The sequence below is a fragment of the Nocardioides sp. genome, from assembly GCF_044226765.1.
GTDB lineage: Bacteria > Actinomycetota > Actinomycetes > Propionibacteriales > Nocardioidaceae > Nocardioides.
This window is the reverse complement of record NZ_JBGAGJ010000003.1, coordinates 459,428-472,873: the sequence shown is the minus strand read 5'-3', so window position 1 is coordinate 472,873 and position 13,446 is coordinate 459,428. Positions and strand designations below refer to the sequence as shown.

Here is a 13,446-nt window from a genome sequence, read left to right as displayed (position 1 = left end):
CACTCGTGGTCCGGTCACCGGGGAGGTATCCCCCGGTGGGTGGGAGAAACGGGTTAGGGAGCGGACGCGGCGGGTACGTCGAGGACACGGCCCGGTCTCGAGGGCCTTGCGTGGCCGGCGCTGCCGGGTAGCGTCGCAAGGGAGACACCGGACGACCCCTCCTTGCTGGAGAACACGGCAAGGCGCACCATCGCTCTCGGGATGGAGTCGCCATATGGTCACCCCCACGCCCAGATCCACCACCGACTACGACTGCGGGCTGACCCGCAGCGAGCGCTCGGAGCAGACCGCGGTCCTCCTCCGGGCGGCCCACCGCTGCGACGACCGCGAGGAGGCGGCCGCGCTGCGCGAGCAGGTCATCGTCATCAACCGTGGCGTCGCCGAGGCGGTCGCCTCCCGGTACCGCAACCGCGGCGTGCCGCTGGAGGACCTGCACCAGGTCGCGTTCGAGGGCCTGACCAAGGCGGTCAGCCGCTTCGACCCCACCCTGCGCAACGACCTGCTCACCTACGCCGTCCCCACCATCCGCGGCGAGCTGCAGCGCTACTTCCGTGACCAGGGCTGGACGGTCCGCCCGCCCCGCCGGGTCCAGGAGACCCAGTGGCGGGTCAACCAGGCCGTCGACCGGCTCAGCATGAGCCTTGGCCGCGACCCGGAGCCCGAGGAGATCGCCGCGGACATCGACGTGCCGGTCGAGGAGTACCGCGAGGCGGTGGCGGCATTCGGCTGCTTCCAGCCGGCGTCGCTCGACCAGCCGGTCGGCGACGGCGCCGCGGCCGCGGTGGGCGACCTGATCGCCGACGACGACCACGACGTCCACGCCAGCGAGGCCCGCGTGACGCTCGCCCCCGTCGTGCGCCGCCTGTCCGAGCGCGACCGGAGGATCCTCTACCTCCGGTTCTTCGAGGACCGCACCCAGGAGGAGATCGGCCGCGACCTCGGGGTGACCCAGATGCAGGTCTCGCGACTGCTCACCCGGATCCTGGGCTCGTTGCGCGAGGAGTTGCAGGAGGCCGGATGACCCAGGAGAGAGAGCTCGCCGCCCAGTTCGCCCACGTCAGCGGCGAGCTGCTCAGCGAGTCCAGTGAGGAGCTCACGTTCGAGGCGGTGGTCAAGCGAGCCGTATCGATGGTGCCCGGGTGCGTGCATGCCGGGATCACCCTGCGCCGCCGGCGAGGACGCGCGGAGACGGTCGCGGCGACCGACCAGCTCGTGGAGCGGCTCGACACCGTGCAGTACGCCCTCGGTGCGGGCCCGTGCCTGGACGCAGCCTTCGAGCGCGAGAACGTCGTCGTCGTCGACGACACCGGCACCGACCGGCGCTGGCCACGGTGGTCGGACGAGGCGCGTGCGCTCGGCGTGGCGTCCGTCATGGCCGTGCGGCTGTCGACCGGGGAGGAGACCCTCGGGGCGCTCAACCTCTACTCCGAGAAGCCGGACAACTTCGCGGGAGAGGCCGGCGTCATCGCATCGATCTTCGCCTCCCACGCCACTGAGGCGATGAGCAAGGCCCGGCTCGTCACCGGGTTGCGGGCCGCCCTCGAGTCGCGGCACCTCATCGGCATCGCCCAGGGCGTGCTGGCGGCGCAGTACGACGTCTCCTACGAGCGCGCGTTCGAGGTGCTGCACCGCTACTCCAACGACCGCAACCTCAAGCTCCGCGACGTCGCCCGGGCCGTCGCCGAGACCCGCCGGCTGCCGCTCGACGACCTGGGATGACAGCCTGGGCACCATGGCGACGTCGGCGGCCCGGCTCCTCGTGGTGCACCACTCCCCCACGACCTCGCTGCGGACGCTGACCGACGCGGTGCTCGCGGGCACCCGGGACGAGGTGATCGAGGGTGTCGAGGTGGTCGTCCGGCCAGCCCTGGAGGCGTCGGCCGAGGACGTCCTCGCGGCCGACGGCTACCTGCTCGGCACCCCCGCCAACTTCGGCTACATGAGCGGTGCTCTCAAGCACTTCTTCGACACCGTCTTCCTGCAGGCCGGTGGGGCGCTCTCCGACGACGGGTCGGCGGCGGAGGGTCCGGCCGGCGGCCGGCGGCCCTTCGGCCTGTGGGTGCACGGGCGCTACGACACTACGGGCGCGGTGCGCTCGGTGCTCACCATCGCCGGTGCGCTGCCGTGGACCCGGGCCGCCGACGTCCTGGAGGTCGTCGGCGATGTCGACGACGCGCACGAGGCGGCGGCGTACGAGCTCGGTGCGACGCTGGCCGCCCTGCTCATGCCCTGACGAGGACCGGCCCGAGCTCAGGCCTGAGCATCACGCCGTCGTCCCCGGCTCGAGCCGGGACCCGCCGGGCACCACCACCCCGGGCGCGACCCGGGACCCGCGGCCGACCATCGTGATCGCGTCGGGGTCGTCGAGGTCGGTGTCCGGCGAACCGACCCGGGCCCCCGCCCCGACCACGCAGTCGCGGTCGACCAGGGCCCGGTCGACCACCGCGCCCTCGTCCACCACGGTCGCCTCGAAGACGACGCTGTCGCGCACGACCGCCCCCGGCCGGACCACGACGTCGGGCCCGATGACGCTGCGCTCCACGGTGCCGTGCACGGTCGAGCCCGGGCTCAGCAGGCTGTCGGCGACGCGGGCACCGTCGCGCACCCGGGCCGCCGGACGCTGGACGTGGTTGCCGACGATCGGCCACCCCGGGTCACCCAGCACCCCGACGTCGTCGGTGAGGACGTCGCGGTGCGCGGCGAGGTACTTGTGCGGCTGGCCCAGGTCCTTCCAGTAGCCACCGATCGGATGCGCGACGACCCGCCCCCGCTCCACCAGGTGCGGCAGCAGGTGGTCGCCGTAGTCGCCGAGGCCGGTGTCACCGGCCGGCGCGTCCGCCCCGAGCTCCTGGTGCAGCTCCTCGAGGACGGCGACCAGGACCGCGGGGTCGTAGACGAAGATCTCGGCCGCCACGGTGCCGGTGGTCGGCTCGTCGGGCTTGTAGGCGAACCCGGTCACCCGACCATCCGCGTCGGTCTCGACGGTCGCGTGGTCGCCGGCCTGCTCGACCGGCACCTCGGCGGTCACCACGGTGCACTCCGCACCCGCGCGGCGGTGGGTCTCGAGCGCCTCGTTCACGTCGAAGCGGTAGACGTGGTCGGCGCTGCAGACCACGAGCAGCTCCGGGCCGTCGGCCAGCACCTGGTCGCGGATCCGGTAGAGCTCGTCGGCGTTGCCGTGCGCGAACCCCTCGTCGTCGGCTGTGCCGGTCCCCTGCTCGGGCATCAGCAGCCGCAGCCCGCCCCGGTTGCGGTCGAGGTCCCAGGGGCGGCCGTTGGAGACCTGCTCCTCGAGCGCGGCACCCTGGTACTGCACCGACAGCCAGACGTCGGAGATCCCGCTGTTGGCCAGGTTGGACAGCGGGACGTCGAGCAACCGGAAGACGCCGGCGAACGGGAGCGTCGGCTTGGCCCGCTCCCGGGTCAGGACGTCCATGCGGCCACCCGACCCCCCGGCCTGGACGACGGCGAGCACGTGGGGACGGACCATGGCGGGCACGGTGCCCCGCCGGGCAGGGCTCCACACCCGGCGGCGGTACGATCGCGCCGACCGCACCGCGGAGTGGCCGACCAGGGAGGGGACAGCGTGCGCCTCGTCGTACTCGCGGTCGTGGCGACGCTCCTGCTCGGCGGCTGCGGCGACGACCCGGCCCCCACCGACGTCCAGGCCCCTGCCCTGGGTGCCTGCCGGGTGCTCGAGCCCGCCGACGTCGCCCAGGACTCCAACGACAGCGACGTCGTGGACTGCACCGCGGACCACACCGCCGAGACCTACGCGGTCGGTGAGCTGCCGGACCGGTTCGACGACGCCGACCGCGACGACCGCGACGTCGGGGCCTGGGCGTACGAGACCTGCTCGGCGGCCTTCGCGGACTTCCTCGGGGCGGACGAGAGCCTGGTGATGCGCACGGTCGTGAGCTGGGCGTGGTTCCGCCCGTCGAAGGCGGCCTGGGACGAGGGCGCGCGGTGGTACCGCTGCGACGTCGTCGGCGGTGGCGAGCAGAGCAAGGAGTACGTCGACCTGCCCACGACCGCCAAGGGCCTGCTGCTGGGGCGGCCCAAGGACGCCTGGCTGGTGTGCGCCGACGGGCCCACGGTCGCCGGCTCGGTGAAGGTCCCCTGCTCGCAACCGCACCAGTGGCGCGCCGTGACGACGATCTCGCTCGGTGACGAGGGCGACCCCTACCCCGGGGACCGGGTCGTCGAGGTGACGACGCGCGACTTCTGCTCCAAGTCGGTCGGCGCGTGGTTGAACTACCCCGTGGACTACGACTACGGGTACACGTGGTTCCACCAGGCCGAGTGGGACGCCGGCAACCGGCGCTCGGTGTGCTGGGCGAGGACGGACCGGTGAGGCGGCCCGCCGCGACCGTCGTCGCGGTCGTCGTCGCCGCGGTCCTCGGTCCGGTGCTGGCCGGCTGCAGCGGGGGGAGCGACGAGCCGTCCGCCGGCGCGACGTCCACCTCGCCGAGCACCACCACGCCCTCACCGTCCGCGCCGCCGACCGCCACGGTCCCCCGCCCCCCGCGCGAGCGCGCGTGCTACGACCTCACCTACGCCGAGGCGATCGCGCCCACCACCTCGGCGCGGCACGTGTCGTGCAAGGACACCCACACCGCTGCGACGTACGCCGTCGGCACCGTCGACGACCTCGTCGACGGACACCTCCTCGCCGTCGACTCGGACCGGGTGCAGGCCGAGGTAGCGAAGACCTGCCCGGAGAAGTTCGCGCGCGTCGTCGGCGGCACCGAGGAGGACCGGCGGCTCAGCATGCTGCGGCCGGTGTGGTTCACGCCCACGGTCGAGGAGTCCGACGCCGGCGCGGACTGGTACCGCTGCGACGCGGTGGCGATCGCCGCCGACGAGGAGCTGGCGCCGCTGACCACCGCGGTCCAGGGAGCGCTGGACAGCGAGGAGGGCCGGGACCGCTACGGGATGTGCGGCACGGCCCAGCCGGGGACCGCGCACTTCGAGCGGGTCATCTGCACCGCCGACCACTCGTGGCGCGCGGTCGCCGTGGTCCCGTTCGTCGGTGGGAGCTATCCCGGCGTCGCGAAGGTCAAGGCCGCCGGGCAGACGCCCTGCCAGGACGCGGGTGCGGCCGCGGCCTCGGACTCCCTGGACTACCAGTGGGGGTACGAGTGGCCGACGGCCGAGCAGTGGGCCACCGGTCAGACCTTCGGCCGCTGCTGGGCGCCGGACTGAGCACGGCCGCTACGGTCGAAGCATGGCGCAGCGCTGGGTGGCGACGGGTCCGTCGAGCTTCGAGCTCGAGCCGTGGCAGGCGCCACCTCCCGCACCGGGCGAGGTGACGATCGACGTCCGGGCCGCGGGCGTGAACCCGGCCGACGTCAAGCACCCGCAGCGGGCCTCGTCGTTCCCGGTCCCGGTCGGCTACGAGGTCGCGGGCGTCGTGTCGGCGGTGGGCACGGACGCGCCCTTCTCGGTCGGCGAGGAGGTGCTCGCGTTCCGGGTGTCGGGCGGCTGGGCGTCCGCGGTCACCGTGCCGGCGCGGGACGTGTTCGCCAAGCCGGCGACCCTGTCCTTCCCGCAGGCCGCGAACCTGCTGCTCGCCGGCTGCACCGCCGCGGAGATGCTGCACGTGGTGGGCGCCGCGGCCGGGGAGACGGTGCTGGTCCACGGCGCCTCCGGCGCGGTCGGGGTCAGCGTGCTGCAGCAGGCCGCCGAGCTCGGCGTGCAGGTGGTGGGGACCGCGAGCCCGGGGCGCTTCGACGTCGTGCGGCGGTACGGTGGGTCGCCCGTCGCCCACGGCGACGGCCTGCGCTCGCGCCTGGCCCCGTGGGCCGTCGCGGCCGCACTGGACTGCGTCGGCACCGAGGAGGCGGTCTCGACCTCGCTCGCGCTGGTCGCCGACCGCTCCCGCATCGTCACCATCGCGGCGGCACCGCGCGCCGAGGCCGACGGCTTCCGCGCGATCGCCGGCGCGATGCCCGCCTCGCAGGCCTACCGCGACGCGGTCCGGCCGGCGCTGGTCGCCCTCGCCGCCGCCGGTCGCCTCGAGGTCCCCGTCGCCCGCACGTTCCCCCTCGCCGACGCCCCCGCCGCCATCGACCTCATCCGCTCCGGCCACCCCGGCGGCAAGCTCGCGCTGGTCCCGTAGCCGGACCCCGATGGTCGAGGAAGGCGCTCTGCGCCTGTCGTCCCGGTGGTCGAGCTTGTCGAGACCCCCGCACCCGGGCTGATGCCTTCACCCTGCGGGTCTGCTGGGGTTGCGACCGTCGGGCTGGCTACGCGGGTAAGGCGGGCGCCGGGTTGCGGCTGCTTCCCGGCTCCCCGCGGGGTTCGGTGGTTGAGGAAGGCGCTCCTTGAGCTCAGGCGGGAGTGCAACGCCTTGATCTGATCGAGGTGTTCTTGATGGGTCGTCCTCCTTGGCCGCGTGAGAAGCAGAGGGAGTTCTGGAAGCAGATCGCTGCCGGGTTGTCGACCGAGAACGCGGCGCTTGCTGTCGGCGTGTCACGACCTGTGGGCTACCGGTGGTTCGCAGCATCGGGAGGCGTGATGCCCCCTCGAACGGACCGCGAGCAGCTATCGTCCTCGAAGACCGGGCACGGTCGTCGGTTGACTCAGGCCGACCGCGAGGAGATCGCTCACCTCAAGCGCCTGGGTAAATCGATGACCGTGATCGCCACGGCGATCGGTTTCGACAAGTCGACGATCAGCCGCGAGCTGGCACGCAACACCACCGGTGGCCAGTACCGGGCCACCACCGCCCAGGCAGAGTCCGACAAGCGGACCCGTGCCGCGCAGGCCAAGCCCGCGAAGCTGGCGGTGAACAGCCGCCTGCGCGCTGAGGTAGAAAGGCGGCTGGAGCTGAAGCAGAGTCCCGAGCAGATCGCGAACCGGTTGCCGCTGGACTTCCCCGACGACCCGGAGATGCGCGTGTCCCACGAGACGATCTACACCTCCCTCTACGTCCAGGGCCGCGGGGCGCTGCGCAAGGACCTGGCCGGGCATCTGCGCACCGGGCGCGCGGTCCGCAAGCCGCGCGCGCAGGCCCGGACACGTGGCGATGGCAGGACCCACCCGTTGCGCAACGTGGTCTCGATCAGCGAGCGGCCTCCCTGCGTGGAGGATCGTGCCGTGCCCGGTCACTGGGAGGGCGACCTGATCATGGGTGCCGGCAATGCCTCGGCGATCGGGACCCTCGTCGAACGCGCCACCGGGTTCTTGTGTCTGCTCCACCTACCCGGCGACCACACCGCCCCCACGGTCGCCGCGGCGATGTGCGAGCAGATGGCCAAGCTGCCCGAGACACTGCGCCTGACCCTGACCTGGGACCGTGGCAGCGAGATGACCAACCACGCCCAGATCGCCTCCGCGACCGGCCTGGACATCTACTTCGCCGACCCCGGCTCACCCTGGCAGCGGGGCTCCAACGAGAACACCAACGGCCTCCTGCGCCAGTACTTCCCCAAGAGCACGGACCTGTCCTTCTGGGGGCCGGGCTACCTCGAGCAAGTCGCCATCGAGATGAACAACCGCCCCCGCAAACGCCTCGGATGGCGCACCCCCGCCGAAGCCCTCGACCAGCTACTGTCCGAACACGACAAGCCCGGCGCTGCACTCACCGGTTGAATCCACCCTCTGCGCCTGTCTCGAAACCACCTCGCGCGAGGGTCCTGAGAGGCTCGTCGATCGTGACCAGGACCCCTGTGGAGCATGGGGATTCTCGGGTCGGACTGTCGGTGGCGGGTGCTTGAGTAGACCCATGACCACCCCCGCCAGCGCCCCGGCCGACACGCCGGTCGGCACGCCGACGGCGGAGTCGGTGCTGGCGGTGGCGTCGATGGCGGCCGAGGCGATCGCGGACCTCGAGGTCACCGTGCTGGTCCACGCCGCCGACTGGGTCGCGCTGCACCCGGGCGAGCAGGTCGACACCTCGATCGAGTTCGGGATGCGGGACCTGCAGATCGCCGGCGACGGCGCCCCCACGATCGACGAGGCAGCGGTCGCGGAGTTCGCGCTCGCGGTCGGACGGTCCACCGATGCCGGCCGGATCCTGCTCGGTGACGCGGTCGAGCTCCAGCACCGTCTCCCCCGCCTCTGGAAGCGCGTGGTGGCCGGGGAGGTCGCGGTGTGGAAGGCCCGCAAGGTCGCCCAAGCCACGACCAGCCTTCCCATGGACGCTGCGGCAGCGGTCGACGCGCGGTTGGCGTGGTGCGCACACCGGTGCTCGTTCGCCGAGATCGACCGCCAGGTCGCCAAGGCCCGCGCCGAGCACGACCCCGAGGCTGCCGAGGCCGCCCGAGTCGAGGCGCTGGAGAACCGACACTTCGACATCAACCTGCGCCAGGTCTCCTCCGACGGACTCGTCCACGTCGACGCCGACCTCGACCTCGCCGACGCCCTCGCCCTCGAAGAGGCCATCGCCGCCAAGGCCAAGACGCTGGACCCCCAGCTCCCCCTCGACGTGCGCCGCTCCATGGCCGCCGGGCTGCTCGGCACCAGCGACGGCGCCAGTGACGGTGGGCAGTCCCGGGCGGTGGTGGTGTACGCCCACCTCCGGGCCGAGCAGGCAACCGTGGACGTCGACAACACCCGCTCCACCGTCACCGTCGAGCACCTGCGGGACTGGTGCACCCGGGCCGGCACCAAGGTCACGATCCGGCCGGTCGTCGACCTCGGCGAAGAGCTGGCCACCGACTGCTACCGGCCCACCGACGCCATGAGCGAACAGGTCCGCCTCCGTGACCGGCAGTGCTGCTTCCCCGACTGCACCCGCCCCGCCAGGGACGGCGACGCCGACCACATCGTCGAGTGGCCCACAGGCAAGACCCGGTCATCCAACCTCTCCGCGCTGTGCCGCACCCACCACCGCCTCAAGACCCACACGCCCTGGACCTACACCCGGATCCCCGGAGTCGGGCACGTGTGGACCAGCCCCCAGGGCCGGGTCTACGTCAGCAGCGTCGTCACCGAACCGCCAACCGAACCACCGGCACGACATACCGCCTGACCCGGACCCCGCCCGACACCCACAGACGGCCACGGCGGGGCCACAGTCATGTCCGGACGCGGACCCTGGCTGTTCTTGGAGCGGTGACCACGACGGTCGACCCCAGCGGACCGCGAGCCGATCGGCCGCCGCAGGTTCATCACGGTCTGTCGGCAAGCCTGCACTTCCCATCGTCTGCCCGCCGTGGGAAGCGCAGCTTCACCTGCATCCCGTAGTGAAACTCCCCTCGCCGCGGCGGTCAGCGACCGGTCCGGTGCACCACCCAGACGTTGGGCTCGACGTACGTCGCGACGCCGTGCTCGAGGTCGCAGTGCACGGGAGCCAGGGCGCCGGGCACGTGCACCGGGCCGGACCGGTCGAAGGGCAGCCCGGTCCACTCGCGCCACTCCTCGAGCGTGCCGGGGACGACCATCGAGCGGGGTGCCACCCCCTCGATGCGGCCGCCGGCCCGGACGTGCACGCGGAGCCACGGGTCGACCGGGAGCCCGTCGGGCCGGACGCGGGCGGCGTACGACGTCATCGGCTCGTGGGGGTCGGCCTTGCCGTTCGGACGGACCGGTGCGACGAGCTCGGCGAAGCCGTGGCGGGCGGCGTTGGCCCGCATCGCGTCGAGCACCTGCCGGGAGAGGCCGGCACCCTGCCGGTCGGGACGCACGGAGATCTCGACCGCGGACAGCGCGTCGGGCGTCGCCCCGCGGACGTTCGCGAGCACCCCGTTGCGGATCACGAAGTCCCAGCCGTGGACCGGGAGGGCGTCGCCGCCGCGGACGAACGGGATCGAGTAGGCCACGGCGACCACCTCGCCCGCGTCGTCCTGGGCGACGAGGACGAAGTCGGCGAACCGGGACTCGACGTTGTTGTAGAAGAGCCCGCCGATCGGGTCGTGGCGCATGAACTCCGGCCACGAGCTCGGCATGTCCCACATGGCGCCGGCGAGCTCCGGCCGATCGGCCAGGACGGAGATCGCGAGGCTCATCGGGACACCGGTTCAGCCGAACAGCTCGGCGGCCATCAGCTCGATCAGCTTCTGCAGGCCCTTGAACGGCCGCACCATCACGGTGAAGTCGGTCAGCCGGCCGTCGGGGCCCCAGGTCAGCATGTCGATGCCGTGCACGGTCAGCCCGTCCAGGTCAGCGCGGAACTCCAGCACGGCCGAGTCGTCGGCGTACCACTCTCGGACGTAGGTGAGCGTCGGGCCGAGCACGACCATGGCGGCGGTGAGGTACGCCGTCGTCAGCTCCTTGCCCTCCTGCGGGGTGTGCACGGCGGGCGACCGGAAGGTCACGTCGTCGGCGAGCAGGGCGTCGAGCCGGGCCGAGTCGCGGGTGGCGGCGACCTCGTGCCACGCGGCGACGGGTGCGGGACGCTCCATCAGAACCCCAGCTTCCTGAGCTGGCGCGGGTCCCGCTGCCAGTCCTTGGCGACCTTGACGTGGAGATCGAGGTAGACCGGCGTGCCGAGCAGCGCCTGGATCTGCTGGCGGGCGTTGGTGCCGATCGTGCGCAGCCGCGAGCCCTTCGGCCCGATGATGATGCCCTTCTGGGAGTCGCGCTCGACGTAGACGTTGGCGTGGACGTCGAGCAGCGGCTTGTCCTCGGGCCGCCCCTCCCGCAGGCCCATCTCCTCGACGACGACCGCGACCGAGTGCGGGAGCTCGTCGCGCAGCCCGTCGAGGGCCGCCTCGCGGACCAGCTCGGCGACGAGGACCTCCTCGGGCGCGTCGGTGAGGTCGCCGTCGGGGTAGAGCGGCGGGCCCTCGGGCAGCAGCGCGACCAGGAGGTCCTGCAGCAGGCTCACCTGGCTCTGCCGCTCGTCGGCCGACCGCGCCGAGACCGGCACGATCTCGGCCCACTCGACGCCGATCTCGGTGCCGAGCCTGGCGATGTCCAGCAGGTGCTCAGCGATGCGCTCCGGGGACGCCAGGTCCGTCTTGGTGGCGACGGCGACCTTCTTCGTGCGCTTGACCTTCGCCATCTCGCTCGCGATGAACCGGTCGCCGGGCCCGATCCTCTCGTTGGCCGGGAAGCAGACCGCGACGACGTCGACCTCGGCGAGCGTGGTCGTCACGAGGTCGTTGAGCCGCTCACCGAGCAGCGTGCGCGGCCGGTGCAGCCCCGGGGTGTCGACCAGGATCAGCTGGGCGTCCGGGCGGTGCACGATCCCGCGCACCACGGTCCGGGTGGTCTGCGGCTTGTCGGACGTGATCACGATCTTCTGCCCGACCAGCGCGTTGGTCAGCGTCGACTTGCCCGCGTTGGGCCGGCCGACGAACGACACGAAGCCGCTCCTGTGCTCGCTCATGCGCGCTCGCCCGCCTCGTCGTAGTCGGCCCAGATCTCAGCGTCGGACCGGCCGGCCGCCTTCCCCGCCCGCCACAACGGTCCCGGGTCCACCGCGCGCGGCTGGCGAGCCGTCACGCCCCGCCAGTAGCCCATCACGTCGTACGCCGCCGACGGCAGGTGCCGCTCCCGCATCAGGTGCTTGCGGATGGCACGCATCTGCGCCGACTCGCCGGCCATCCAGAAGTACCCGTCGCCGGCCGGCCACTCGATGCCCTCGACGACCTCGGCGAGCCGGCTCTGCCCGGGCCCAGGCGGCTCGAGCCAGGTCACCTCACCGGGGAGGTACGACGTCAGCTCGTCGGGCACCTCGGCCCAGGTCCTGGTGGGCACGTCCACGCTCGACGCGATGCGGGCCATGGCGGGCAGGGCCGTGAGGTCGCCGACGAGCAGCAGCCACCTGGCTCCGGCCGGCATCGCGAACGACCCCTTGGGGTCGGTCACCGTGACGGTCTGGCCGGTCACGTCACGCTGCGCCCACTCGGTCACCAGGCCGACCTCGTGCACGACCACGTCGAGCACCAGCTCGCGGCCGTCCCACGACCGCACCGTGTAGTAGCGGCTCTGGAACTGCCCGGGCACGACCAGCCCGACCCACTCGTCCGGCACGCCGGTCGAGGTGAACGACGCCAGCCCGGGCCCGCCGAGCACCAGGCGCACCAGGTGGTCGGAGAGCTGCTCGCGGCGCAGCACCTCGGCGGTGTGGTGCTGGGCCCTCGTGCTCACCCAGCCACCCTATCGATCGCGACATCGACTGGTTTCGAGACGCGTCGCGCGTACAGCGCTCCGCGCCGTCCGCGCCGACGCTCCTCAACCTGGCACCGGGCTCCCGGCCTTCGCGAGCTCAGGCCGGGCGGTGCGCAGCTCAGAACGTGTGCCGCAGCGGGTAGCCGCTGGCGCCGTTGGCGTCGGTCTTGGTCGCGAGCACGTGGTGGAGCTGGATCTCGTTGCGCTCGAACGCCAGCCGCGAGCCGGCCATGTAGAGACCCCACACCTTGGCGGTCCCGATGCCGACCTCGTCGACGCAGGCGTCCCAGTTCTCCTGCAGGTTGCGGCACCAGCCGGCGAGGGTCTTGGCGTAGTGGACCCGGATGTTCTCCTGGTGCTGCACCTCCAGGCCGCAGTCCTCGACGGCCGTCACGATCGTGCCCGACCCGGCGAGCTCGCCGTCGGGGAAGACGTAGCGGTCGATGAACGCGCCCGCGCTGGCCGACTGGGTGTTGTCGTTGCGGGTGATGCAGTGGTTGAGCAACCGGCCCTGCGGCTTGAGGTGGTCGCGGATCCACGAGAAGTACGACGGGTAGTTCTTCAGGCCGATGTGCTCGGTCAGGCCGATCGAGGAGATCGCGTCGAAGCCGGTCTCCTCGACGTGCCGGTAGTCCATGAACCGCACCTCGGCGAGGTGGTCCAGGCCCTCCTCCTTGATCCGGTGCTGAGCCCACGACGCCTGCTCGCGCGAGAGCGTCACGCCGATCACGTTGACGCCGTACTCCTTGGCGGCGTGCCGGACCATGCCGCCCCACCCGCAGCCCAGGTCGAGCAGCCGCTGACCCGGCTGCAGGTCGAGCTTGCGGGCCACCAGGTCGTACTTGGTCTCCTGGGCCACCTCGAGCGAGGCGTCCTCGGTCGGGAACACCGCGCAGGTGTAGGTCATCGACGGGCCGAGGACGTACTCGTAGAACGTGTTGGAGACGTCGTAGTGGTGGTGGATGGCTTCGGCGTCACGGCCCTCGGAGTGCCGCAGGCCCTCCATCATCCGGCGCCACCGCGGCAGCGCCTCCTGGGGCGGCGGGGCGGGCGGCCGCAGGGTGGAGAGGCCGACGGAGCGCAGCATGTCGATCGCCTCGGCGGCCGACGGGCGGCGCAGCTTCAGGCCCTTCTGCAGCAGCCGCATCGCCTCGTAGGGGTCGCCGGGGTGCACGCCCTCGATCTCGAGGTCACCGGAGATGTAGGCACGGGCCAGGCCGAGGTCACCCGGTGCCGTCAGTAGGTAGGACAACCCGCGCGGGGTGCGCAGGTGGAACTGGAACGGCGCGTCCTCCGGACCGCTCGCACTGCCGTCGTACGCCGTGAAGCGCAACGGCAGCGGCTCCACCAGGAGCATGTCGAAGGCCTGCGCGATGGTCATCG

At 72.4% G+C, this 13,446-nt stretch carries 14 protein-coding genes; 8 read left to right on the top strand and 6 right to left on the bottom strand.

Features of this window, described 5'->3' with window-relative positions; genetic code table 11:
* Positions 1–214 precede the first annotated feature (214 nt).
* The 3 genes from ACILRH_RS09865 to ACILRH_RS09855 are packed head-to-tail and all read left to right on the top strand — an operon-like array spanning position 215 to position 2,233.
* Complete coding sequence (locus ACILRH_RS09865; protein WP_395692844.1) at positions 215–1,021, top strand: sigma-70 family RNA polymerase sigma factor; 807 nt, start codon at positions 215–217, stop codon at positions 1,019–1,021.
* A complete protein-coding gene (locus ACILRH_RS09860; protein ID WP_395692843.1) occupies positions 1,018–1,719 on the top strand; it encodes a GAF and ANTAR domain-containing protein in 702 nt (233 codons plus the stop codon). The genes ACILRH_RS09865 and ACILRH_RS09860 overlap by 4 nt, the downstream gene beginning before the upstream one ends.
* Before the next feature lie 13 nt (positions 1,720–1,732).
* Positions 1,733–2,233: a flavodoxin family protein gene (locus ACILRH_RS09855; protein ID WP_395692841.1), complete on the top strand. Its 501-nt coding sequence runs from the start codon at positions 1,733–1,735 to the stop codon at positions 2,231–2,233.
* Between the two features lie 30 nt (positions 2,234–2,263).
* Here ACILRH_RS09855 and ACILRH_RS09850 read toward each other — a convergent pair whose 3' ends face one another.
* Positions 2,264–3,490 carry a glucose-1-phosphate adenylyltransferase family protein gene (locus ACILRH_RS09850; RefSeq protein WP_395692839.1) on the bottom strand — a complete coding sequence of 409 codons (1,227 nt, stop codon included), beginning with the start codon at positions 3,488–3,490 and terminating at the stop codon, positions 2,264–2,266.
* 96 nt (positions 3,491–3,586) lie between these two features.
* Between ACILRH_RS09850 and ACILRH_RS09845 the strand changes: the two genes are divergently transcribed.
* From ACILRH_RS09845 to ACILRH_RS09825, 5 genes are all read left to right on the top strand, one after another.
* A complete protein-coding gene (locus ACILRH_RS09845) occupies positions 3,587–4,354 on the top strand; it encodes a septum formation family protein (RefSeq protein WP_395692837.1) in 768 nt (255 codons plus the stop codon).
* Complete coding sequence (locus tag ACILRH_RS09840; RefSeq protein ID WP_395692836.1) at positions 4,351–5,205, top strand: septum formation family protein; 855 nt, start codon at positions 4,351–4,353, stop codon at positions 5,203–5,205. The genes ACILRH_RS09845 and ACILRH_RS09840 overlap by 4 nt, the downstream gene beginning before the upstream one ends.
* 22 nt (positions 5,206–5,227) lie before the next feature.
* A complete protein-coding gene (locus tag ACILRH_RS09835; RefSeq protein ID WP_395692834.1) occupies positions 5,228–6,121 on the top strand; it encodes a zinc-binding alcohol dehydrogenase family protein in 894 nt (297 codons plus the stop codon).
* 398 nt (positions 6,122–6,519) lie between these two features.
* A complete protein-coding gene (locus tag ACILRH_RS09830) occupies positions 6,520–7,596 on the top strand; it encodes an IS30 family transposase (RefSeq protein ID WP_407077014.1) in 1,077 nt (358 codons plus the stop codon).
* A 133-nt stretch (positions 7,597–7,729) separates the two neighbouring features.
* Positions 7,730–8,977, top strand: coding sequence for an HNH endonuclease signature motif containing protein (locus ACILRH_RS09825; protein WP_395692830.1), 1,248 nt, complete (start codon positions 7,730–7,732; stop codon positions 8,975–8,977).
* A gap of 238 nt (positions 8,978–9,215) precedes the next feature.
* Here ACILRH_RS09825 and ACILRH_RS09820 read toward each other — a convergent pair whose 3' ends face one another.
* The 5 genes from ACILRH_RS09820 to ACILRH_RS09800 form a co-directional block, all read right to left on the bottom strand.
* Positions 9,216–9,953 (bottom strand): N-acetyltransferase, encoded by a 738-nt coding sequence (locus ACILRH_RS09820; RefSeq protein WP_395692828.1) that lies wholly within the window; start codon positions 9,951–9,953, stop codon positions 9,216–9,218.
* Positions 9,954–9,965: 12 nt separating this feature from the next.
* Positions 9,966–10,349 (bottom strand): nuclear transport factor 2 family protein, encoded by a 384-nt coding sequence (locus tag ACILRH_RS09815; RefSeq protein WP_395692826.1) that lies wholly within the window; start codon positions 10,347–10,349, stop codon positions 9,966–9,968.
* A complete protein-coding gene (gene era, locus ACILRH_RS09810) occupies positions 10,349–11,278 on the bottom strand; it encodes a GTPase Era (RefSeq protein WP_395692824.1) in 930 nt (309 codons plus the stop codon). Before era ends, ACILRH_RS09815 begins: the two co-directional genes overlap by 1 nt.
* Positions 11,275–12,042, bottom strand: coding sequence for a siderophore-interacting protein (locus tag ACILRH_RS09805; protein ID WP_395692822.1), 768 nt, complete (start codon positions 12,040–12,042; stop codon positions 11,275–11,277). The genes era and ACILRH_RS09805 overlap by 4 nt, the downstream gene beginning before the upstream one ends.
* Positions 12,043–12,181: 139 nt before the next feature.
* Positions 12,182–13,444, bottom strand: a complete 1,263-nt coding sequence (locus ACILRH_RS09800) for a class I SAM-dependent methyltransferase (RefSeq protein ID WP_395692820.1) — start codon at positions 13,442–13,444, stop codon at positions 12,182–12,184.
* Positions 13,445–13,446: the final 2 nt, after the last annotated feature.